General features: G+C 33.3%; 22 protein-coding genes. 21 read left to right on the top strand and 1 reads right to left on the bottom strand.

Annotated features, from left to right (window positions below; translation table 11 throughout):
• Positions 1-325: 325 nt before the first annotated feature.
• The 15 genes from QBK95_RS19225 to QBK95_RS19155 all read left to right on the top strand — a co-directional run bounded on the left by QBK95_RS19225 (position 326) and on the right by QBK95_RS19155 (position 17,731).
• The gene (locus QBK95_RS19225) at positions 326-994 is read left to right on the top strand and encodes a Crp/Fnr family transcriptional regulator (RefSeq protein WP_280936176.1); all 669 of its coding nucleotides are present in this window, start codon (positions 326-328) and stop codon (positions 992-994) included.
• A 231-nt stretch (positions 995-1,225) separates the two neighbouring features.
• A complete protein-coding gene (locus QBK95_RS19220) occupies positions 1,226-4,753 on the top strand; it encodes a metallophosphatase (protein ID WP_280936175.1) in 3,528 nt (1,175 codons plus the stop codon).
• Between the two features lie 116 nt (positions 4,754-4,869).
• Positions 4,870-6,480: a glutamate synthase-related protein gene (locus QBK95_RS19215; RefSeq protein ID WP_280936174.1), complete on the top strand. Its 1,611-nt coding sequence runs from the start codon at positions 4,870-4,872 to the stop codon at positions 6,478-6,480.
• Between the two features lie 144 nt (positions 6,481-6,624).
• Entirely contained in the window at positions 6,625-7,377 is a 753-nt protein-coding gene (locus tag QBK95_RS19210) for a hypothetical protein (protein WP_280936173.1), read from the top strand.
• Positions 7,378-7,382: 5 nt separating this feature from the next.
• Positions 7,383-7,766: a DUF2721 domain-containing protein gene (locus tag QBK95_RS19205; RefSeq protein WP_280936172.1), complete on the top strand. Its 384-nt coding sequence runs from the start codon at positions 7,383-7,385 to the stop codon at positions 7,764-7,766.
• Between the two features lie 17 nt (positions 7,767-7,783).
• The gene (locus QBK95_RS19200; RefSeq protein ID WP_280936171.1) at positions 7,784-9,739 is read left to right on the top strand and encodes a thiamine pyrophosphate-dependent enzyme; all 1,956 of its coding nucleotides are present in this window, start codon (positions 7,784-7,786) and stop codon (positions 9,737-9,739) included.
• Between the two features lie 25 nt (positions 9,740-9,764).
• On the top strand, positions 9,765-9,983 hold the full coding sequence (locus QBK95_RS19195) for a hypothetical protein (protein WP_280936170.1): 219 nt from the start codon (positions 9,765-9,767) through the stop codon (positions 9,981-9,983).
• Entirely contained in the window at positions 9,980-10,387 is a 408-nt protein-coding gene (locus QBK95_RS19190; RefSeq protein WP_280936169.1) for a hypothetical protein, read from the top strand. Before QBK95_RS19195 ends, QBK95_RS19190 begins: the two co-directional genes overlap by 4 nt.
• Positions 10,387-11,418 (top strand): Rieske 2Fe-2S domain-containing protein, encoded by a 1,032-nt coding sequence (locus QBK95_RS19185; RefSeq protein ID WP_280936168.1) that lies wholly within the window; start codon positions 10,387-10,389, stop codon positions 11,416-11,418. The genes QBK95_RS19190 and QBK95_RS19185 overlap by 1 nt, the downstream gene beginning before the upstream one ends.
• Before the next feature lie 12 nt (positions 11,419-11,430).
• Positions 11,431-12,228 carry a hypothetical protein gene (locus QBK95_RS19180; RefSeq protein WP_280936167.1) on the top strand — a complete coding sequence of 266 codons (798 nt, stop codon included), beginning with the start codon at positions 11,431-11,433 and terminating at the stop codon, positions 12,226-12,228.
• 2 nt (positions 12,229-12,230) lie between these two features.
• Positions 12,231-12,881 carry a potassium channel family protein gene (locus QBK95_RS19175; protein ID WP_280936166.1) on the top strand — a complete coding sequence of 217 codons (651 nt, stop codon included), beginning with the start codon at positions 12,231-12,233 and terminating at the stop codon, positions 12,879-12,881.
• Positions 12,882-12,886: 5 nt separating this feature from the next.
• On the top strand, positions 12,887-14,128 hold the full coding sequence (locus tag QBK95_RS19170; RefSeq protein WP_280936165.1) for a cation:proton antiporter: 1,242 nt from the start codon (positions 12,887-12,889) through the stop codon (positions 14,126-14,128).
• 46 nt (positions 14,129-14,174) lie between these two features.
• On the top strand, positions 14,175-15,059 hold the full coding sequence (locus QBK95_RS19165) for a DUF6268 family outer membrane beta-barrel protein (protein ID WP_280936164.1): 885 nt from the start codon (positions 14,175-14,177) through the stop codon (positions 15,057-15,059).
• Between the two features lie 12 nt (positions 15,060-15,071).
• The gene (gene ppk1, locus QBK95_RS19160) at positions 15,072-17,087 is read left to right on the top strand and encodes a polyphosphate kinase 1 (RefSeq protein ID WP_280936163.1); all 2,016 of its coding nucleotides are present in this window, start codon (positions 15,072-15,074) and stop codon (positions 17,085-17,087) included.
• A 14-nt stretch (positions 17,088-17,101) separates the two neighbouring features.
• Positions 17,102-17,731 (top strand): Pycsar system effector family protein, encoded by a 630-nt coding sequence (locus QBK95_RS19155; RefSeq protein WP_280936162.1) that lies wholly within the window; start codon positions 17,102-17,104, stop codon positions 17,729-17,731.
• Between the two features lie 8 nt (positions 17,732-17,739).
• On the opposite strand, the gene QBK95_RS19150 is transcribed toward QBK95_RS19155, so the two are convergent.
• Entirely contained in the window at positions 17,740-18,750 is a 1,011-nt protein-coding gene (locus tag QBK95_RS19150) for a helix-turn-helix transcriptional regulator (protein WP_280936161.1), read from the bottom strand.
• A gap of 215 nt (positions 18,751-18,965) precedes the next feature.
• Between QBK95_RS19150 and QBK95_RS19145 the strand changes: the two genes are divergently transcribed.
• The 6 genes from QBK95_RS19145 to QBK95_RS19120 all read left to right on the top strand — a co-directional run bounded on the left by QBK95_RS19145 (position 18,966) and on the right by QBK95_RS19120 (position 24,561).
• Entirely contained in the window at positions 18,966-19,196 is a 231-nt protein-coding gene (locus tag QBK95_RS19145) for a hypothetical protein (RefSeq protein ID WP_280936160.1), read from the top strand.
• Between the two features lie 607 nt (positions 19,197-19,803).
• A complete protein-coding gene (locus QBK95_RS19140) occupies positions 19,804-19,959 on the top strand; it encodes a hypothetical protein (protein ID WP_280936159.1) in 156 nt (51 codons plus the stop codon).
• Positions 19,960-20,078: 119 nt separating this feature from the next.
• A complete protein-coding gene (locus QBK95_RS19135; protein ID WP_280936158.1) occupies positions 20,079-22,061 on the top strand; it encodes a tetratricopeptide repeat-containing sensor histidine kinase in 1,983 nt (660 codons plus the stop codon).
• A 149-nt stretch (positions 22,062-22,210) separates the two neighbouring features.
• Entirely contained in the window at positions 22,211-22,879 is a 669-nt protein-coding gene (locus tag QBK95_RS19130; protein WP_280936157.1) for a response regulator transcription factor, read from the top strand.
• A gap of 285 nt (positions 22,880-23,164) precedes the next feature.
• Entirely contained in the window at positions 23,165-23,731 is a 567-nt protein-coding gene (locus QBK95_RS19125; RefSeq protein WP_280936156.1) for an RNA polymerase sigma factor, read from the top strand.
• A 191-nt stretch (positions 23,732-23,922) separates the two neighbouring features.
• Entirely contained in the window at positions 23,923-24,561 is a 639-nt protein-coding gene (locus QBK95_RS19120; RefSeq protein ID WP_280936155.1) for a hypothetical protein, read from the top strand.
• The last annotated feature ends 172 nt before the right edge of the window (positions 24,562-24,733 follow it).

Raw genomic sequence — 24,733 nt, 5'->3', positions numbered from 1 at the left:
ATTATTAGTTGAAGTAAGACGAAGACATTTTGAAAATCAAAAAAATTAAACTTCGAAAAAACACTTTTTGTATAGCTTCTTTGTATTTCTAATTCCACATAGCAACTAAAACTACTAATAAAGGGTAGTTTCTTTCCAACAACGCAAATTCTAATTATAACTACACTAGGATTAGATCAACTAAAAAGGTAATATACCTCTATCCAATTCCTCTACCTAAGACAACAAATATTGCATAGTTGTCGTCTAAAGTAACTTTCGGAAAATTATCCAATATCGGTTATACTAAAATTCTGTATTTTTAACATAACCATCCATAATTGCATTGAATACATATACAAAATATTGGTTTCTAGAAGGTTTTAACCTGTTTAACAAATTAGGAAGAATTACCATGATGCGCATGTGTGAAATCTTGGAAATGGACAATATTGATAAAGGATCTACTATTGAATTATTTAATGAAGACGAAAAAAGTATCTTTTTCCTTAAAAAAGGGACCGTTAAGATTATTGATAGCAGTAATAATAATGTCAAGTATATTGTAAAAAAAGGGCACATATTTGGTGAACTATCTCTCTACAATGAGCAGGCAGCAGCAGAAGAGCAAGCTATTGCCTTAGAAGACTGTATCGTTTGTTATATAGAATCTGAGAGGATGGAACAAATCATGGAGAAACATAAATCTCTTAAAAACGGTGTTCTAAAAGTATATGGCTTACGTATTAAAAAATTAGAAAGACGATTGCAAGATCTGCTTTATAAAGATAGTGCGACAAGAATAAAAGAGTTTATCATTGATTACATCAAGGAATTTGGCGAAGAACAAAATACCAGAATAATTGCTAAAAACCTTTTATCACATAAAGATATCGCGAACCTAACAAATACTTCTCGACAGACAGTGAGTAATGTGCTAAGCACCTTAAGAAAAGACTCCTTAATCGACTATGACTCTCAAAATATATCAATTTCTATAGAACAAAAAATATGATCTTATTTCGAATATAAAAGAATGAAAAAAAATCTTAAAGCATTATTAGCATTGTTTTTTTGCAATCGAATTTGCAATCACAAGATGTTTAATAATGGAAGGAAAATAAATAATAGCAGAAATTCCGATATACTATTATTCATTGTCAATTTTTACAGGGCTTATACTATTAAAAACATATCAACTGAAACGAGGTTTTTTAGCTAATTGATCTCATATAAAACTCATCTCATGCAAACTAAACTAGCAAAAAACATTTGGATATTATGTGCTTTTTTATGCACGCTAATTACCTATGGACAAGAAATCGAAAGTTCGATTTTTATTACTTCCAATACAGGTGAAATAACCGATCAAAATTACTTATCCACAATCCTAACTGAGGCTAAAAATGCTTCCAACTCTAAATTACTTATTGTTGGGAATTCGGTTTCAGAACAAGGATTTATTGATGATACCTCAGCAAAAGCATTAAAAAACCAATTAGATGTATTATCCGATTTCGATGAGCATACAATTTTCATTCCTGGTACGAATGATTGGGCTAAAAAAGGACACAAAGGCGTTAGAAAATTAGAAAAGTTTATACAAAAAAATAGTCAAGCTAAATTTTATCCAGATGATGGATGTCCTATCAAGAAAAAAGAAATCAGCGAAAATGTAGTATTAATAACTATTGACTCTCAGTGGTATCTAGAAAACTGGAACAACCATATTTATCTCAATGAAGAATGCGATATTAAGAACAGAACACTTTTCTTTCTGGAGTTAGAAAGCATGTTCAAAAAATCGCAGGATAAAATCAAGATTATAGCCATCCATCATCCGATATACACCTATTCTAAACAAGGGCTATTAGCCAATACTGCAGGGACTTCTACACAAGATTTTGAAAACAAACAATACCGTAATTTTAGAAATAGAATTACTACTATGGCTAGACAAAATGAAAACGTAATTTTTGTTTCTGGAAAAGATAAGAACCTGCAATACATAAATAAATATGGCGTTCCGCAAATCATAAGCGGTGCTATTGGAAAAACCAAACGTGTAAAAAGAGCCATAGAAGGAGATTTTACAAGTACAAAAAATGGATATGCTAAAATAGATATCTATACCAATGGAAAAGTTGCAGTCACGTATTATGCAGTAACAAATGGAAAGACTACTTCTCTATTTAACACTACTGTATTGCATAATGAAAAAGTAAAAACCTCTTTTGACTTGAAACCCAAAAATAGTTTTTCTGCTACAGAAAGTGCATCCGTCTATTCTGCTGACGAAACCAAAAAAAGTAAACTATACAAAGGGTTATGGGGACAACATTATAGAAAATACTATAGTAAACCTGTAGCAGCTAAAGTTGCTTTTTTAGATACACTTAAAGGAGGATTGACTCCTATTAGAAAAGGTGGTGGACATCAATCCAACTCCCTTAGGTTAGTTGACAAAGAAGGAAAACAATATGTAATGCGTGCATTACGAAAAAGTGCAACAAAATTTATTCAGTCTACAGCTTTTTTAGATAAATACGTAGAAGAAGATTTACAAGATAGTTATGCTGATAGGTTTTTACTGGATTTCTATACAACTGCACATCCTTATACACCTTTTGCCATAGGAACCTTATCAGATGCCGTTGATGTATTTCATACAAACCCTAGTTTATATTATATTCCAAAACAAGAAGGCCTTGGTGAATTTAACGATAGTTTTGGAGATGAATTATACTTAGTTGAAGAACGTGTAGAATCAGGTCATAGTGATTTAGCTTCTTTTGGAAAACCACAAAAAATCCTTAGCTCCAATGACATATTACAAGCAGTGCACAAATCTGGTAAATCTGTAGTAGATGAGCCTTCTTACATTCGTGCTCGATTATTTGATATGCTAATCGGTGACTGGGATAGACATCCCGATCAATGGCGATGGGCTTTATTCGAAAAAGAAGATGGAACAAAGGTCAGTAAACCTATTCCCAGAGATAGAGATCAAGCATTCTCCGTTTTTGATGGAACAATTATTAACTTCTTAACGCATGCAATACCAGGATTAAGAAAAATGCAATCCTATGATGAGCAATTGCGCAGTCCTAAATGGTTTAGTCAAACTCCATATCCTCTGGATATGACCTTTATTAATGGTTCAGATTGGTCTAAATGGGAAAAACAAGCCACGTACATTCAGCAAAATTTAACAGACGAAGTAATAGAAAAAGCTTTTGAAAATGTTCCAGATGAAATGAAAGGTGAGACTATTAATGATATCAAAAAGAAACTTAAAGGAAGAAGATCAAATATAGTTGATATAGCAAAGAGATATTACAAACACCTTAATAGTTTTGAGGTCATTGCAGGAACGCAAAAGGATGATGTTTTTAATATCAAAAGATTACCAAATGGACAAACCAATATCGAAATTAATCGAAAAGACATTGGTATTCTTAATAGAACATTCATGCAAGAAGAAACCAAAGAAATATGGTTGTATGGATTAGATGGTAATGACACATTCAATGTAGAAGGAAAAGGTAATAACCTAATTGATATTAAGGTCGTTGGTGGAAAGAAAGACGATACCTATAACTTTAAAAATACTAAAAGGATAAAGCTATATGATTATAAAAACAAAACCAATACTATCGTAAATAAGCGATCCAAAAAATGGTTAGTAGATGATTATGACATTAATAATTATGATTATAAAAAACAGAAATACTACTTTAATCAGATACTTCCATTAATAGCCTTTAATCCAGATGATGGGTTACGTGTTGGTGTATTAGATAATTTCACATATTATGGAATACAAAGAAACCCATTCACACAAAAACATGCGATTAGCGCATCTTATTATACAGGATCTGGAGGATTTGATGTATCTTATAAAGGTGAATTTTCTCATATTTTCCATAATTGGAATTTTGGTATAGAAGGTTTGTATACCAGCCCAAGTTTTGCTCAGAATTTCTTTGGTTTTGGTAATGAAACAGATTATGACAAAGATGTTGTTGACTTAGATTTTAATCGCGTAAGACTCAGAAAATGGAATGCTGCAATCTCGCTGATATGGAGAGGAAGAGATGGAGGGTATTTTCAATTTAAACCCTTAATAGAATCCTTCGAATTAGAAAATACCAATGGCCGATTTGTCAATAACATTCCGATAACTAATGATGTTTTTGATCAACAAACGTATGCTGGTGCCGAAATAACCTACGGTTTCAAAAATAAAAATGATATTGCATTCCCTACATTAGGGATGGATATTGGGCTTACTGCTGGTTATAAAACAGCTATCGACGGAAGTGATAATAGTTTTGGTTATATAGAACCAAAAATTGACATCGATCACAAATTAAATAAACAAGGAAACTTGGTATTTGCTACCGAAATTGGAGGAGAAATTTTATTAGGAGATGATTTCGAATTTTATCACGGTGCTCAGATTGGAGGTATAAAAGGGCTACGTGGATTTAGAAATGAACGATTTGTAGGTAAATATTCTTTATATCAAAATATGGATTTACGACTTAAACTTGGTAAATTTAAGACTAGCTTTATTCCTCTTAAATACGGATTGACTGGAGGATTTGATTATGGCCGAGTATGGTTAGAAAATGACACCTCAGATAAATGGCATACCAGTGCTGGAGGTTCTTTCTGGATTAGCGGATTGGATTCTTTTACAGCTAATCTGGGATATTACGCAAGTTCTGATGGAGGAAGAATAGTATTTGTCCTAGGATTTGCTTTTTAGATAATACTAACATCTGATGAAAGTTTTGTTAAAATTTTAAGACCAAATAGCATATTTGCTCTGATCAACACCAACATAAACTTCTTATAACTAACATCAAAAAATTAAAACAACACATGAAAAAACCTGTAGCAATTGCCCAGATCAGTAATTTAGAAAACAAACAACCTTCGCACGCTTTAGTTAATGGACTTGATCTGGTTATCGTCAAGTTTGATGAAGAAATCTCTGTATTATACGGGAGATGTCTTCATAGAGGAGCATTAATGGCCGATGGACATGTAGATGGGCATAATCTGATTTGTGGAGTTCACGGATGGGATTACAGAGTAGACACAGGTGTTTCAGAGTATAACAACAAAGAAATCTTACATAAGTTTAGTACTAAAATCGATGGAGATACCCTATACGTTGATGAAACAGAAATTAACGATTATCTCCTTAATCAACCACAGCCATTTAACAGAGAGGAATACTTAGGTGCCTATGCAGATACGCATCCAGAAGATACAGAACCATACACAGGATATATTAAAGAACTTGCTAAAAACGGTTTAAAAAACCTTGGACATCACGGGTTTTCTGCCTCGATGGGTGTAGATAGAAATACATTACCTAAATGGAATGATATTCAATTTTTACCTGCCCAATTAGCAAGTAGACCTTTATTAGATCACGAAGAGGTAGCAACCAAAGTAGTTATTGGACCTAAAGCAAAAAAACCTTTAAGCTTGGATATTCCACTATTTGTGAGTGATATGAGTTTTGGAGCACTATCCAGAGAAGCCAAAATATCATTGTCCAGAGGAGCAGAAATGGCAGGAACAGGGATTTGTTCTGGAGAAGGTGGAATGTTACCACAAGAACAAGAAAACAACACTAAATATTTTTATGAGTTAGCGTCCGCCCAATTTGGTTTTTCTTGGGACAAACTGGATAAAGTACAAGCATTTCATTTTAAAGGTGGACAAGGTGCAAAAACAGGTACTGGTGGTCATTTACCAGGCACTAAAGTAAGTAAAGAAATTGCAGAAGTTAGAGGTTTAAACCAAGGAGAAACCGCAATCTCACCTGCTACTTTTCCAGATTTTCACGGAGTAAAAGATTTTAAAGCCTTTGCAGAACAAGTTCGTGAACGAACGGGTGGTATCCCCATTGGTTTTAAAATAGCTGCCAGTCATATCGAAAAAGATATTCAATTTGCCTTAGATGTAGGTGTGGACTATATTATTCTGGATGGTCGTGGCGGCGGAACTGGCTCTGCTCCTACTATATTACGTGATAATATTAATGTCCCTACAATTCCTGCACTTGCAAGAGCCAGAAAATATCTTGATAAAGTAGGAGCCACAGATATTACTTTAATTATCACTGGAGGATTAAGGATTGCCGAAGATTTTGCAAAAGCAATGATGTTGGGAGCTGATGCTATCGCTGTTTCCAATTCAGCACTACAAGCTATTGGATGTTTAGGAATGCGCGCTTGCGGAAGTAATAACTGCCCAGTAGGTATCGCCACACAAAAAGAATCATTAAGAAGTCGATTGATTATAGAATCATCTGCAAAGCAATTATATAATTACTTTAATGCAACCAATGATCTTATTAAGGTAGTTGCAAGAGCTTGTGGATATGATGATATTTCTAAGTTTAACCATGATGATTTATCAACATATGATCACGATATGCATAAACTAACTGGTATTAATTATGCTGGTGTTCACTAAGCATATATAACCAGAATAATATAGTTATCAGTTAACACTTTCTGTTATCCATATTAAAAAACAACAGGGATTCATACTTAAATTTAGTTCTGTAGCGGGACTCAATGAAAACCTCACTTGTATAAATGTAATAAATCTATAGTTATGAGTTCACAAATACATATTGCGGCCCAATACCTAGCAGCTGCTGGAATAAGTTTCTTACCCAAAAAAGATGACGATAGTCATACCAATCTGGGGTTTAATTCAGAAAAAGGATATCTGGAAACTTGGCCATTAAATGATCAAGGTTGTAAAATCACATTTGATTATTTAAATTTTGCATTGCATTGGGTAGCAAACAGCACTGTTAGATTAAGCATTTTATTAGACGGAAAAACACATCAAGAAGTGGTATCCTGGATGGAGTCATTAGCCACTACTCTTGGATTAAAAAATCCTTTTGTCTATAAGCTTCATTATGACCTTCCTTATGATCCTATAACCAATGACTTTGTTTTTAGGAAACCATCAGACGATGTCTTGCAAGAATTATTAGAGCAAAGAATATTAGCGCAGCATGTTTTAGAGAAAACGATCTCCTCATCTTCGTTAACTTCAGATATTCGAATTTGGCCTCATCATTTTGACATAGGTGCTTTTTCTTCTCTCAAAAATAAGGAAGGAGTTGCAATTGGTTTAGGCATGGCAATTCCTGATACAATACACAATGATTATTACTTCTATATCAGTGGATATAAAGGCCATGATGGTATAGACACAACTGGTTTCAACAAGCTAACCTTAGGATCCTGGAGTAACGAAGGTTTTAAAGGAGCCACATTACCAATTAAAGGAGTTACTGAAGAACAAGGAGTTACTTTTTTTAAAGAAGCTCTTGCCATATTTAAAAACTAAAAACCATGGAACATTGGTATTTGCCAGCAACAATAATACCTGGTATTGGGCTTTTGATATTATCTACGTCTAATCTTTTAGTTAATCTTAGTACTGAGATTAAAACATTGATTATAGAAGAAACTACAAAAGAAAAATTGATACAACGAAAGCTAAGACAACTTAAACTTTTAAACAGTGCTATGGTTTTTTTGTATGTAGCTGTAGCATGTTTTGTGATTTCTGCACTGGTTTCAGGAATATATAAAAGTGTAGAGACCAATTTCAATGCTACAATTTACATTACCATAGCTGGTATCGCTAGTGCCCTATTAGGATTAATTGCCCTTATCGTGTACTCGTTTAAGGCTGTAAAAATCAGACAAGATCAATATCTCAATAAATGCTAACATCATAAAAAACAATCATGACTTCAAAAAAAGAAACTGTTTGGTATAAAGTACTGGATAATAAGGATAGACTTCCCGAAGGAAGAGTACAAACTGTTACCGCTGGTCATCAAGGGGTTTGTCTCACTCATTTTAAAGGTAAATTCTCTGCTTTAGACAATCGATGTCCACATCAAGGTGGTCCGTTGGGAGAAGGTTCTATAGAAAATGGTTTACTACGTTGTCCATGGCATGGATGGGATTTCGATCCTTGTACTGGATTACCACCAGGAGGTTATGATGATGGTGTAGGCACTTTCGAAGTTAAAGAAGAAGGTGATGCAATTTTTGTTGGAATCCCAGAAGAACCAGCTCACGAAGAAACGATTTCTGATGTGATGATGCAGACCATGGTCAATTGGGATGTCAACACAGTTTTCGGGATGGTAGGTCACTCTAATCTCGGAGTTGCTGATGCAATGATGCGATTAGAAGCGCAAGGAAAATTACAGTTTTTTGGTATTAGACATGAAGGTGCAGCCGCTTTTGCTGCCTCAGCATATGGTAAATTAATGGGAAAACCAGCAGTATGTTTCGGAATTGCAGGACCTGGTTCTACCAATATGTTCACAGGTATGTGGGATGCCAAAGTAGATAGAGCTCCACTATTAGCATTTTCGGGACAGGTGAATACACAAGTTATGGGTACTGGTGCTTTTCAGGAAGTAGATTTGGTTCGAGCTTTCCAAACGGTTGCAGATTTTAATCATCCTGTACAGCAAAACTCAAAACATAGTGAATTAATGAGTTTAGCTATCAAAAGCGCATTACTCAATAGAAATGTATCACACATTACATTTCCTGATGAAGTAGCTTTTATGCCAAAAACTGAAGGTGAAGAAGCTCAAACTCCAGAAGGCAGAATAACTCCTATGAATATTTCTCCTCCAAAACAAATGGTCGCAAAAGCTGTTTCAATGATTTCTGAATCAAAAAAACCAGCCATTATTGTCGGTCACGGAGCAAGATTTCATATGGAAGCAATTACGGCTTTTGCCGACAAATTAAAATGCCCGGTCATTACCACTTTTAAAGGAAAAGGATTGATCGCAGATGCTCATGAACTTGGTTGTGGTGTCTTAGGACGAAGTGGAACTCCGATTGCATCTTGGTTTATGAATGAAAGTGATTTACTCATTGTATTTGGCGCATCTTTCTCTAACCATACAGGAATCACACCAAAGAAACCCATTATTCAGGTAGATTATGACCCAACGGCATTGAGTAAATTTCATAAAGTAGATGCGGCGCTTTGGGGTGAGATTTCTGAAACCCTAACATTGATCGAAGAACAGACCAAAAACAATATCAATACTATCGACAGAAGATCTGAAATTGCACAACGATGGGAAATATGGAAAGAAGAAAAAACAAATAGATTAAAAGATCAAAGTGATAAAGGGATTAGCTCTATTGCCGTATTCGAAGCGATGAATAAAATCACCCCAGAAAATGCAGTGATTGCGGTTGATGTAGGTAATAACACCTACTCCTTTGGGCGCTATTTCGAACCTAAAAGCCAATCGATTTTGATGTCAGGTTACTTAGGGTCTATTGGTTTCTCATTACCCGCAGCGATGGGAGCTTGGGCTGCACAAGGAAAAGAAAGACCTATCTGGTCTGTATCTGGTGATGGTGGTTTTGGTCAATATCTTGGTGAAATGATGACCTTGGTTAAATACAACATGAATATCAAACACGTATTACTAAACAACTCAGAATTAGGAAAGATTTCTAAAGAACAAAAGGCTGCAGAATTAGATGTATGGCAAACATCACTACATAATGTGAGTTTTGCAAAATATGCTGAAAACTGTGGCGCTTTGGGAATTAAAGTCACCAAAAAAGAAGATTTGATTCCAGCATTAGAAAAACTAAGAGATCACGATGGCCCAGCATTATTAGAAATCATTACAGATGTAACTTTAATCTAAAAAAAACAAATAGAACGAATATAATATGGAAATAGTAATTAAGATTATAACGAGCCTCTTAGGACTCTATTTTGGCATTGGACTTTTATTTGGGATTTACTTTTTTATCAAAGGTGCTTTTAAAATAGACGAATTGATAGCAGATAGTAAATGGACTGTTCGATTGTTGTTAGTTCCAGGAGCAATTGGTCTTTGGCCAGTTCTTCTTTTGAAAATAATTAATAAATCAAGAGCAAAATCATGACGTCAGGACTTAGAAAAACACATAAAATAATTTGGTTATTGCTAATTATTGTGATCCCAATTTTATTGGTGCTATCGGTTAACAGTATAAAAGAGTCTCTACTTATCGATGGTGATGTAACGGTTTCAGAAACATCAGGACAGCGTACAGTTTTAGATGATGAAAGTTTCTTAATTGGAATTAAAGAACTGGAGACCTCTAATACACTTCAACTTATTCTGAAAAAACCTTTAAAAAGTGCTTCCTCTCTGGTATATGGTGTTACACCCAGCAATACGGATGGCAAGTATTTAGGCACTTTAGACAAAAAAGGGGTATATACATTCAAAATCGATAAATCGATCAAAAGTATTCGAGTGTATGATGAAATAAAGAAAAACAACATTGTTAATATCGAACTATAATGGGAGTAAATTATCAAACGGTACTTTGGAATCGAAACAAAAAAATCTATGATAAATGGATCGGATTCAGCATGCTGATCTATCTGTTATGCTTCATAGGAATTACTATAATTACTAACGGTGAAACTAGTCCAGAAACTTTGATCATAAGAGCTTTTGGGACATTAGCCGTTGCTTTATTGCATATTATTTTGGTAATTGGACCTTTAGCGAGACTTAACACAAGATTTTTGCCTCTATTATATAATCGTAGACATCTTGGTGTTAGTATGTTTTTGGCAGCATTGGTACATGGCGGATTTTCTATTTTTCAATTTCATTCACTTGGAAATACAAATCCTATTTATGCGATTTTCACCTCTAATATGGATTATGGTTCTCTGAACAATTTTCCATTTCAGGTATTGGGCTTCTTTGCATTGATCATCTTGTTTCTAATGGCCGCAACAAGCCATGATTTCTGGTTAAAAAAACTCTCACCTAAAACCTGGAAACGTTTACATATGATGGTATATATTGCATATGCATTGATCATTATGCATGTTTTCCTGGGAGCATTTCAGCAGCAACCTTCTATTGCTTCAATTGCAATCTTAAGCATTGGATTCTTAACTATCGCCTCATTGCATTTGATTACGGGATTCAAAGAAACTAAGGTTGATAAAATCAAAACACAACAGATTGAAGATGGATGGGAATATGTATGTGATATTAATGAAATACCTGAAGATAGAGCTAAAATATTTATTGTAGGTAAAGAACGAATCGCGGTATTTAAATACGACAATAAACTATCTGCAATCTCTAATGTATGTAAACATCAAGGTGGTCCATTGGGAGAAGGAAAAGTAATAGATGGTTGTGTTACCTGTCCTTGGCACGGATATCAATACCTGCCACATAATGGCCAGTCTCCTCCTCCATTTACAGAAAAAGTTGCGACATACCGTCTCAAAAATAGTAATAACAAAATATATGTACTACCAGAAGCCTTAGCAGAAGGAACTGAGGTAACACCTATCACTTATTAAATAGCAATACCTATGAACAATAATGAAGATGATTTTTTTGTTGGTTACCTTGACAATGTTTCCTCTAAAACAAAAAAGACAGTAAAAAACTTTGTACTACTAGGCTTATTAGGAATTCTTATTATAGCAGTTGTTTTTGCTTTCTCACAAAACACCTTTAAAAACAGTTCTTTTGAACTAACTACAAACACTAAGATTATGGGAGTCTATCATGAGATGCCCTATCCAATGTTAAAGGTTAAAACTGATGAGAATTCTTTTAAAAATATTCTATTAATTGGTTTTGGAAAATATAGTGCCAACCCATTTCTAAAAAAGATAAGAGAAGAAGTATCTGAACTATCAGGCAGTATGCTGAGTATAGAAGGTAATCTCATCTATTATAACGGAAAAACACTTTTACAGATTACTAGCGATGAGAAGGTAACTCTGATCGAAAAAGCAAATCCCAAAAGATTACCCGAAACACAAGCTTTAGTTACCGATATGGAACTAAAAGGAGAAATTGTAGATCCCAAATGTTATTTCGGAGTGATGAAACCAGGAAAAGGAAAAATTCATAGAAGTTGTGCAGTTTTATGTATTTCTGGAGGGATTCCTCCAGTATTAGCAACTAACGATGAAAACAACATCTCCGAATATTACCTGATTACAGATCAGAAAGGAAATCCTATTCATAAAGATATATTGCCTTATGTCGGTAAACCGTCATTGGTAACTGGCAATGTAGTCCAAGTAGAAGATTGGTATCAATTAAGAATCGATGTCAGTAATATTAAGGAATTGAATCTGCCTTCTAGGATATATTAATTATGCGTAAAACACTAGAAATATTAAACACCTATAAATATCTAATAGCACTTATCAGTGTGTTTAATTTTCTATTGACTCCTATTCACGCTACAATATCAGAAATGTATCCTGCTCATGTAGTCGTGATTAATTATACCTTGGTAATTCTAGCTAGTTCGTTAATAGCTTCTAATGCTAAAACAAGGCTCAGAACGTATATCCTTGGAGTCATAGCACTTGCATTTATATGGTTAGAATTTTCTAAACCTGATATGCATATGGTAAATGTATTTCGGTTGTTATCTTCATTTCTTTTGTTTTCTTATTTCTGTTTTTTGCTACTACAACAACTAAGGAAAATAGATAAAATAAATCTTCAATTTATTCTTGGTCCTATATTAGGATTCATTTATTTAGGGATTATCGGTGGTATTCTTTTCGAAACCATTCATTTTATCGATCCAGGATCTTTTCATCTTAGAGGAGATTATTCTGGATATGTCTTTTACTACTTTAGTTTTATCAGTATTACTACGGTTGGTTATGGTGATGTTACACCTCTTACTCCGCAAGCTCAATCCATCACATTAGTCATGAATATTATCGGTCAGTTTTATCTCGCCATTGTCATTGCTGTCTTTGTTGGAAAATATATTAATGTAAAATCTTAAAAACTATGTTACAGTCCTTCAGTATTGTTTTTTCTATTGCTGCTTTTTTTAGTTTTGTAAACTACAAATGGCTAAAGATGCCAACCACTATTGCTTTGATGTTAATGAGTTTAGTAACTATTCTGATTATTACCGTAAGCAAAGGTTTTGCACCTGGTTTCTATCAGTTCTTTTGTGATATGGTTGCCAATTCTGATTTTAGAAGTTTATTATTAGATGGAATTTTAAGTTTTTTGTTATTTGCAGGAGCACTTCATGTGAATATTGATGAGCTGGCAAAAGAGAAATGGCCCATTATTTTATTTGCGACACTCGGAGTTCTTATTTCTACTTTTTTAGTAGGAGGACTTACTTTTGGCGCTGCTCAATTGGTCGGAATAGAATTACCTTTTTTACACGCCTTGCTTTTTGGTGCATTAATTTCTCCAACAGACCCTATTGCTGTGATGGCCATCTTAAAAAAGGCCAATATTGCTAAAAGTTTGGGAATAAAAATAGAAGGAGAATCACTATTTAATGATGGAATTGGAGTGGTCGTATTTTCTGGAATCCTAATTCTTACAGGAATGGGAGAACATCAAGTTGAAAGTTCGGTAGGATTAGAAATTGGCAAACTATTTCTAGAAGAAGCGGTAGGTGGTTTACTATATGGAGCACTTCTGGGATTTATTGGGTATCAATCTATTAAATCTGTAAAAGAAAATCCGCAATTATGCGTCATGATCAGTTTGGCAATTGTAATGGGTGGATACGCATTTGCTTCTTTGATCCATGTATCAGGACCATTGGCAATGGTTGTAGCTGGAATGATCATTGGTAATAAACTAAATATTAAAACCAATCAAGGAGCCACTAGAAAATTAATCAATGAAATCTGGGAGGTACTTGACGATGTTTTTAATGGCATATTGTTCGTGCTGATCGGTTTGGCAATTCATCTGTTAAAATTTGATGCTACTCATTTAACTTTAGGGATTATTGCCATTTTCATTGTACTCTTGTCAAGATTTATTTCGGTATTCGTACCCTATTCTCTATTAAAGCATTCTGAAATGAGTCCCCTAAAAACGGTAACAATACTTACTTGGGGAGGTTTACGTGGTGGAATTTCTCTGGCATTAGCGCTCAGTCTAAGCGACAACCCTTCTTCTGAAGTTATATTATATATCACCTATGTTGTTGTGTTCTTTTCGATACTCGTACAAGGGCTTAGTATTGGTAAATTGGTAAAAAAGATATATGCTTAACTTAACAATTAGATCACACACAAGCTACTAACAACCTTATCTTTACATGAAAATTACCATAAAATATATTTTTATAATTTTTCTGTTTCCAACAGTTGTTAAAGCTCAATTATCTGACCTGGCTCGAATCGATTATACCTTTTTACCAGAAGGAGAATCCGACATTGAGTATCACAGATATAGAGCTCTTTTTAATTATCCTATAAAATTAAAAGAAGATACTTATTTGTTTTTAGGCCTTGACTATAGCAATATTGATTTAAAATTTGGCAATGACTTCGCGGCATTCGACAATGAAAAAATAGAAGATTTTCAACTACTGGATTTTAATATCGGATATACCACCAAAATAAGTAAAAACTGGCGTATGGGTGTTCGTATAACACCAGGAGTAAGCTCTAATTTAACTGTAGATGATCTTTCGATAGAAGATATCGTCCTATCTGCAGATTTAGTGTTTATCAATGATAAAAAAAAAGCGACCGATGTTAAAAAACCAAACCGTCTTATCATTGGGATTTCGTATTCAGAGAATCGAGGATTTCCTTTTCCCTTGCCATTTGTAAGTTACTATAGAAGGATTCATTCTAAATGGTCTTATAATATAGGTGTTCCCAAAACCAATCTACAATTTCATTACTCAGAAAAGCATCGCTTAAAAATGTATGTAGAACTGGATGGTTTTACTTCAAATATCCAACGAGGGATGGATATAGGAGATGGAGTTACCGCAGAAAGCATCAATATGTCTTTGATCCTATCTGGATTACAGTACGAATATCATTTCTTAGAGCACTTTCAGTTTTATATTAGAGCAGCATACATCGCCAGTAATAGTGTATATCTTAGAGATAATAATAGAGACAGGATCCTATCATTGGGTAATTCTAACAAAAAATATTTTAGAGCAGGAGTTCGCTTAAAAATTTAAAATCGCAACAACATGTCATTAATATCAAAGAAATATTATAACAGAGACCTTTCCTGGTTACGTTTTAATCATAGAGTACTTCAGGAAGCAGCTGACACCAGTAATCCTCTGTATGAACGTATTAAATTTCTTGCGATTTTTTCTAGCAATCTGGATGAGTTTTTCAAAGTACGAGTATCTGATATTAGAAAGATTAAGGATCTAGACAAACCTTTAAGAAAAAAGCTAATCACTAAACCTAATAAGCTTTTAAAACAAATTAAAAAACAGGTCCATATACAACAAATGGAATTCGGAGAGATTTTTAATAATCAAATCCTTAAAGAACTTCAACAAGAAGGAATAGCATTAGTTCGTTGTGAAGATTTTACAGCATCTCAGCAAGCATATGCAACAAAATATTATAAAGAAAACTTACAAAATAAACTTACGATAAACATCAATATTGAACATGAAAACAAAAAAGTATTCATTGAAAATGAAGAGTTATACCTAACAGCATTATTGCACGATGAAGAGTTAATTATTGTAAAGATTCCATCAGACACCAATCGATTTGTTACGCTTCCTGCAGAAAACAATACACACTATATCACTTTTGTAGATGATATTTTAAAACACAATCTGGCACAATTTTATTCGCAAAAAGAGACTTCTATTTTTTATGCTATAAAAGTATCACGAGATGCAGAGTTGTATATTGACAATGAGTATTCAGGAGATTTATTAACCAAAATAAAGAACTCTCTTGGCAATAGAGATACAGGACAAGTTACCCGATTTTTAATCGATGCAGCAATGCCTACCAACCTTTTGACAGCTATTGAAAAAATGTTGGATGTTAATGAAACTGATATTATAAAAGGAGGACGTTATCATAATTTCAAAGATTTTTTTGGATTTCCGAACCCTACCCAAAAAAAACTCTCGAATCCACCCGTATCTCCTATTCCAAATGAAGCGTTACAGCAATTTTCTAGCATGTTTGAGGCTATTTCTGAAAAAGATCGATTATTATATTATCCATATGAAGCATTCGATGATCTGTTACGATTAGCAAAACAAGCTGCTGTGGATAAACAGGTTACAAAAATCAAGGTTACATTATACAGGATTGCCAAGCAATCAGGATTGGCAGATGCATTGCTTGAAGCAGCAAAAAACGGAAAGGATGTTTTTGTTTTTATTGAGACCAAAGCACGGTTTGATGAAGAAAATAATATCCAATGGGGAAGTGTTTTAGAAAAACATGGGGCCAAAGTAACATATAGCTATCCAGGTATTAAAGTGCATTCTAAAATACTATATATTGAACGTACAGAACAAGACATTCCTAAAGCCTATGGATATATCAGTACTGGAAATTTTAATGAAAAAACAGCCAAAATATATACTGATTTTGGCTTGATGACTGCAAATCCAAAAATTACTTCAGAATTAAATCAGGTTTTTCAATTGTTAGAACGAACCATTATAATTCCTAAAACCAAAAAACTATTAGTCTCTCCGTTTACCACCAGAAGCACCTTTAGAAAATTAATCACCGTAGAAATCGAGCAAGCTAAAGCTGGAAAAGAAGCCTACATCATTCTGAAGCTAAACAGCCTTCAGGACACTAAAATGATTGATCTTCTGTACGAGGCTAACAATGCAGGAGTACAAATAAAACTTATCGTAAGAGGAATTTGCTGTTTGGTACCTGGCATCAAAGGACAAAGCGAGCATATTACAGTTACCAGTATCGTGGATCGATTTCTCGAACACGGTAGAGTTTATATTTTCTGTAATGCAGGAAAAGAAAAAATGTACATCGGATCCGCAGATTGGATGACTCGTAATCTGGATCATAGAATCGAAGTGATAACACCCATACTAGATCTCGAAGTATATAAAAAAGTAAGAAAGATGATACAGATTCAGCTTAATGACACTACAAAAGCAAGGATTATAAATGAAAATCAGGATAATTCATACGTACAAGCAACTCCAAAATTAAGAGCTCAGGTAGAAACCATATCTAATATCTAAAACATCATATCGTTATGAGTGATAAAAAAACTGAAAAACTAAAAGATAAGATTCTAAGTCAAGAATTAAATATTGATAAAGATGAGCTAAAAGCTTTGAAGAAAAAATTGGCTAAAATAGAACCTAGACCAGAAAAAGGAGTAGAAACATTGTTTAGATTACTTTCTAAAAATCAATATACCCTAAACTCAATGATAGATAGAAAATCGAATATTTTGATCTCTATAAATGCATTGATTCTTTCTATTGTTCTAGGAACCGTATTAGATCAATTAAATAGAGATCCACATCTAATCTACCCGGCAATGTTGATACTGTTTACCAATCTGGCATCTATCACCTATGCAGTAATAGCAACCCGACCAGAGCTAAAACACGGAAATAGAGAATCTAATAATCTTATGTTTTATGGTAATTTTCATGATATGGAAGAAGATACCTATGTAAACGGACTAACAGATCTAATGAATCAGGGAGATGAGTTATATAGAACCATCGCCAAAGACACTTTTTATCTGGGAAAAACGATTGATCGTAAATTTAAATTGCTTCGTAAATCATTTAATGTGTTTTTGATAGGTATTATTCTCTCAGTAGTTGCTTTTATGATGTGTCATTTACTATTTGGAGAATATTTTGGGTAAAAATTGATTTACTCATACTTCCCTAAAGCGCGTTGTAATTTTCCATGAATTCTGTCACGTAAACGTGTGGGTGCAATTACCTCTATACTGTCTCCAAAACCAAGGATCAATCGTTCTAATTCAAAATTCATCTGTACCTTAATACTAAAAATAACGCCCTGATCATCTTTTGATACAATTTCTTGTGATGCATGAAATGGCTTTGTTACAGCATACGGAGCATTGCGATGATCTATTCTAAATGTTATAAGTTCGGGCGCTACATTCTGTGAAACCGTAACACCTACTACATCTTTATAATAAACATCTCCATCAATATGTTGATCTATATACCTAATATCTTCTTTAGAATTATGGATCCAAACAATACGGTCTAATGCAAAAGTGGTTAGCACTTTACGTTTATGTCCTACTGCCAATAAAAACCATCGGTTATTAAACTCTTTTAATAATTGAGGGTGAATCGTAATCTCAGTTTCATCTCTTGCCTTAAATGATTTATACGCAATCTTTAATACCTGTTTATTTTGTATCGCATGATATAATCTGTCGATATGTTCTAATCCTTTAAGCTGATCATTTTTTTCGAGATGAATAATCGGTATATTATCTTTCTGCGTAGCATATACAGAATCTTCTAAACGTTCTATAACACCGTTCATCTCTTTAAAAAGAGAAAAATCTTTAAACTGTCGTAATATCTGTATTGACTCATTCATTACTTTAATATCATGATCTGTCACTGGGATGTTCATAATACTGTAATCTTCTTCTGCATATCGATAATACTTGCGTTGATACACTTCTATAGGCGCATTATATCCCAACTTATCACTACGCATCATTTGTATATCTAATTGCACAGTACGTTTACTCACATATACATCTTTTCCTTCATATTCATACAATGCATCAGAACACGCCTCAATCAAATCATCTAACAACCACTTTCTGAATTTGTTACGCAAACATTGATCAATTGTTTTATAACGGATCAATGCATTTTTATTAGAAGCCATTTGAATATTTTTTTGAAAAAATAACAAATATTTTTTACTACGCAAAAAGAATGCGTACTGACCCCAGACATTTGTACCATAATAATAAAACAAATAGAAACTCTGAACAGAGATCCTGCAATAGCAGTATACGTTCAAACATAGTATTTTGAATATACCTTTTTCAGGTTTGTCTAATCAGCGTTTCACTTAATTAACAATTAAAAATATTTAGAATGAAGTTTAACCAATTTTCAAAAAAGGAGCAGGAGATCAGAAGTTATCTGTTAGCCGACGCATTCGGTAGCTTCTATGGAATAGGATTAGAGACTTCAGTTCTAAACACTATTCCAGGAAAAATGCCAAATGTAAATGGTAACACAGGAATAGAAAAAGCGCTGCATATACTAAGCATGAGCATTCGCGAAGTGCTAGTAATAGACAGCTATACTTCTCATATAGTGTAGATTTCGTAAGCTTTCTATAAGTAGGTATGTCTTAATTGATACACCAAGAAATAGTAAAAGAAACTATGATGTTCTTACGGCGATCCTGATGAATTTATATACATCAGATACAACCAACAGATACAATCATATTTCGACTACTAGCACACCTATAGTTTGATTACGATATACACTAACCGAGTATTACCAGTCATAATTTTCTAACATACTGAATTGTAACATCGTAATGTCACCTAGACTTCACACCTAGATGTCACACTGAGCTTGTCGAAGTGTTGTCAAAGTGTTGTCGAAGTGCTCTTAAAGTGTTATCGAAGTGTAATTAAGATCCAAGTCTCTGAGTCTTCAACTAGCTCAGGTGGACAAAAGATTTAATCACCTCATCATCAGATACAATAGAAAGCTAACTACTGATCTGCATACCATCCAAACTACAGTTCGCTACTACTCAAAAAAAGGGAAAGTAGAGTATCGCGACTGTACGAGGATCACTTTCCCAAACAAATCGATCATTTCCCATAGGTCTTGGGTATGAAATAACATACCGATCAGGGGTTCAAACCTATGGGCGTACCCTAACAATTGGAATATCAAAACAACTAACAACATGAAAACTTTAAAATACATACTATTAGCCGTCTTATTAGGTTTTAACCTAGTCTCTTGCGATCCTCCTTCTGTCAATGACGAAGTTGGAATCGAAGAAGTTGAAACTTCAGTTTTAACTGAGGACGGAGAAGAGGAAATAGAACCAGGTGGTTAGTAATTAACTATTTACCTAAAAAACATTTCTAGAGGGTTTATTTTTAATAAACCCTCTTCGTAATTTTTAGCTATAATCAATATATTATTTAATTTAGTTATCTCTAATATAATATTTGTATGAGGTTTTTAAAATTGAAAGCTTTATTGATTTGTTTTTCCTTCGTTTTTGCAAGTTGTGAACAGAAAACGGAGACGTCTAAAAAAAACATCCCAAAACTAAATCTAATTGACTCCTATATTGAAAATTCAAAAGACCCTTCCAAAACTATTGAAGAAAGAAAAGAATATTTAAAAAATGCTTATACAAGATATATTACATTAAATGATAATATATACAAAAGAAAAAAAATTGGTGAAATTTCAGTTAGCTATTATCATTTAAATGATTATAAGACCTCAAAAAAAATGGATAAAGAAATGCTGAATTTATCCATTTCAATAAATGATTCATTGGGTATAGCTGAGGCTTATTCCAGATTAGGAATTTATTATAGGTCGAAACAATTATTAGATAGCACGTATTATTATTTTTATAAAGCAGATAAACTATATATTTCTTTCAATCAAGGAAGTACTTATAGCCCTTTAGATTATGTTTATGATCATGGTAAGGTTTTAGTTGATTTAGCAAAGTTATCTAGAAAAGCAAAAGATTATAGTGAAAGTGAAGCTCTTACTATAAAAGCTATAGAAAAGTTTAAATTATCCGAAAATTATAAATACCTACCACTTTGTTATACTAATCTAGGTATAATCTCTAAATATCTAGAACGATATGAAAATGCTGTAATGTATCATCAAAAGGCTATAAAATTTGCAAAAAACACAACTAAAGAAAATCAATACGCATCCCTAGGCAATAACAATATAGGTACAATATATAAAGCTCAAAAAAAATATAACAAAGCTATAGAACACTATAACAAAGCATTAACATATAAAGATTTTCTAAGGAATAACCAGAATCATTATGCAAGAATATTAGGTAATTTGGCTTATGTTAATTTTCTTGCAAATAAAACCAAAAACCTTCCTAATGATCTTTTGCATCCTCTAAAAATAAAAGAACGTATTGGTGATAAATCTGGAATGAGTACTAGCTATCTTCACCTAGCAGAGTATTACAAATCTATTCAAAATGATAGCTTATCAACAAATTTTGCTCAAAAAGCCAAATTAGCGGCCTTAGCAGTAAACAATAATGGTTTATTACTACAATCTTATGAAATACTTGCTCAGATTTCTAAACCCTATGAAGGCAGAACATATGCAATGAAGTATATCAAATTAAATGACAGTTTAGTTAAAAACGATCAGTTTTTTAGAGATAAGTTTGCTCGTATTCGTTATGAAAGTGAAAACCTAGAAAAAGAAAATGAACAAAAAAACAAAGAGATCTTAGAAGTCCAAAATCAAAATACCATCTATTTTCTTGGTATCATATTACTCGTTACCTTTCTCGGGTTTATCATTTATTTTTCCAGGCAACGTACCCGATACCTTAGCCAGCAAAATAAAATCGTACAATTCCAGACGGCATACGAAACCGAAACCCGTATTTCTAAACGATTGCATGATGAGTTAGGGAATGATATTTTTCAAGTGATGATGCAATACCAGCACGATCCACACGATCCACAGATAGTACCTAAACTAAACACTGCCTATACCAAAGCCAGAGATATCTCTCGAGAAAACAGTGAGTTCGAAACAGATGAAAGTTTTCCAGAAGAACTCAGTGATATGTTACAAAACTATACGCAAAACCAGGTACAACTTATTCTTAGGGGATTTGATAAAATCAATTGGGATGTGTTAGATAAAAACATCAAAATTACCATCTATAGAGTATTGCAGGAACTGATGACCAATATGCAAAAACACAGTAAAGCAAATTTGGTTGCTATTGTATTTAAAAAAGAAACGAATACACTCACCATCAAATATTCAGACAATGGTGTTGGTGTTGCAGAAGAGCATAAAAAATCTAAAAATGGACTTAGGAATACAGAAAAACGTATTCAAGCTATAAACGGAACGCTTACTTTTGACTCTGAAAAAGACAAAGGCTTTAAAGCAGAGATTGTTATTCCAGCGTAGACTGGAATCTGTTTTGAGATAAAATCTTCAAAACAAACACCACAATACGGAAAAGCGTATTCAAGCTATAAATGGAACTCTTATCTTTGACGTTGGAAAAGACAAAAAATTAAAGCGATACCGATAATTCGGATAAAAAGAACACTATTATGTTTACTAAAGTATTGGTAGCAGAAGATTATGAGATTGCTAATCACGGCATCGTAAAAGTACTAAATGAAGAGGCAGGAATCCATAACATTCATGAAGCCCAGTATTGTGACGATGCATACCTAAAATTTAGAAAAGCACATCAAGAGAATGATCCATTCGAACTTTTAATAACGGATTTATCTTTTAAAGAAGACCATAAGGTACAAGTAAGAACCTCTGGTATAGAACTAATACGAGATATCAGAAGCATACAACCTGATATTAAAGTGATTGTATATTCTCAGGAAAGCAGACCTGATAAAATTAACATGCTGTTCGAAAAACTCAACATCAATGGATATGTTTGCAAAGGACAACATGCCGTAAAAGAATTAGTCACCTGCTTAGAAGGTGTTTCTAAAGGAAATACTGTATTGCCTCCAGAACTCACTAACGCATCCTCTAAAGATGCAATGGTACATCTGGATGATTTTGACATCCTGCTTTTAGAAGAACTAGCACTTGGTTTTACCAAAAAAGAAATTGTAGCTAAGCTAAAAAAGCAAAAAATATCTCCTAATAGTGAGAGTACAATTGACAAAAGAGTCAGTAAACTTTTTGATGATTTTAAAGCAAAAAATACGACTCATCTCGTAGCCATTGTAAAAGATTTAGGGTTGTTATAAAGTATCTCTACTATACATTCAATAGTATTACACCTATATAATTCCTGTACAAACTGGAATCCACTTCCCTTTTCATCTAAAACGTAAAAAGTTTTTTGTAGGTACACATAAGATATACCCAATCAATACCTACCAAAAGCACATTTTTTTAATAAAAAAACCCTCCATTACGGAAATCTGTAAGGACATATCGCGTAGCTGATTTATGTTTGCACCGTAAAAGAAATGAAGCGCCAGATGATGACGAGTTACCCTAAACCCAGAATAAACAAACTCAATATACAGATGAATAAGGATCAACTAATTATTGCAGGAATCATTAACGGAGATGAACATGTGTTAAAAGGCTTTTACAGAGACAATATAAGGTACATTCAAGGATATATTCTCCGTAATTACGGAAGTACTCAGGATGTAGAAGATGTGTTTCAGGATGCATTGGTAGTACTATATCAAAAGCTAAAATCTGGTATTTTAGAAATAACGGTACCTGTAAAAACTTATTTTTACGGGATTTGTAAAAACATCTGGAAAAACCGATTACGAAAAAAAAAGAAGCTTATTACAGATCAAGACCAAGTAAGCAGACAAGAAAACGTTAATGATTCTTTGGTTTTAGATATCGAAAACCAAGAACGAGAACACCTATATAGAAAACACTTTCGGAAACTTAGTACTAATAATAAGAATTTACTATTATTATATTTTGAAGGAAAATCTGCCAAAGAAATTTCGCAAATCACTGGATACTCTATTGGATATACCCGTAAAAAGAAATTCGAAGCAAAAAGACAATTACTGGCAATGATCGAAAAAGATCCTATGTACGAAGAATTAAAAATGACATCATAAATAGATTATTTGGAGAATCAAATCGATATAAACAAAGAATGATGTAGAAGGGGGAAATATTAAAAAAAGAAAACCGAGCATATGCTCGGTTTTCTGATTAATACAATTAGAAGTTTATCGTATCTCTTTATAAAATGACTTTGACCCTTGAAAAAAATTACCTATCATTATAAGACTAAAGCTAAACAACCATGAAAAAACTACTTCTTCTACTACTATTGATGATTTGTATAATATCTTGCAAAGATGATCAAAAACAAAAGGCTGCAGACACGCAAAACGAAATAGAGTCTGAACAAAATAATGAAACCCAGAACCCAAACACAAATAATGTAGATCGAGCCAATTCAAGTTCTAAATTAACAAATGTAGATCTCAATAAAGAAGTAGAAAATTTTATCATCTGTAAAAAAGCCGCTACAGAGCGTAATGATTGTAGAAACAGTATCACTAAAGTCATAACAAAGGCATTTGGGTTAACAGAATTTAATGACCAAAAACTAGGATATATGGTCTATGATAGTATTCGTCCTATTGCTGCACGATCACGCAATTGGTTGCAACTGGGATCTGTAAATCAAGAAACCATAGATCAAGCTTTAGCACATGCCAATCGAGGAGGTTTAGCATTAATTATTGACACTGCAGAAACCTACGGACATGTAGTTATGATTGTTCCTGGAGAAAGCAAAAAATCTGGTTCATGGGAAATGAGTTTACCGAATGTATTATCATTGACCAACTATAAACCAGAAAAATCATTTAGCAATAAATCTCTTTCGTATGCTATGAAAAAAAGCGACGATCTAAAGATATTTATCAGACAATAAAATAACGCTACCATATCATAATCCTCAATTGATCGTTTCATTTGAGGATTTTTTGTACACTTTTTTAGCTACGCAAAAACATTACGTAATACAAACTCACCTTTGTTCTATAATTAAAACAACCTCTCTTTAGCATAAAAGGAAGTGCTGCGGAAAAAGATTATTACGTAAC

The organism is Aquimarina mycalae (genome assembly GCF_029906345.1).
Lineage (GTDB): Bacteria > Bacteroidota > Bacteroidia > Flavobacteriales > Flavobacteriaceae > Aquimarina.
Note: the sequence above shows the minus strand (reverse complement) of the source record. Positions and strands in the feature narration are given on the sequence as shown.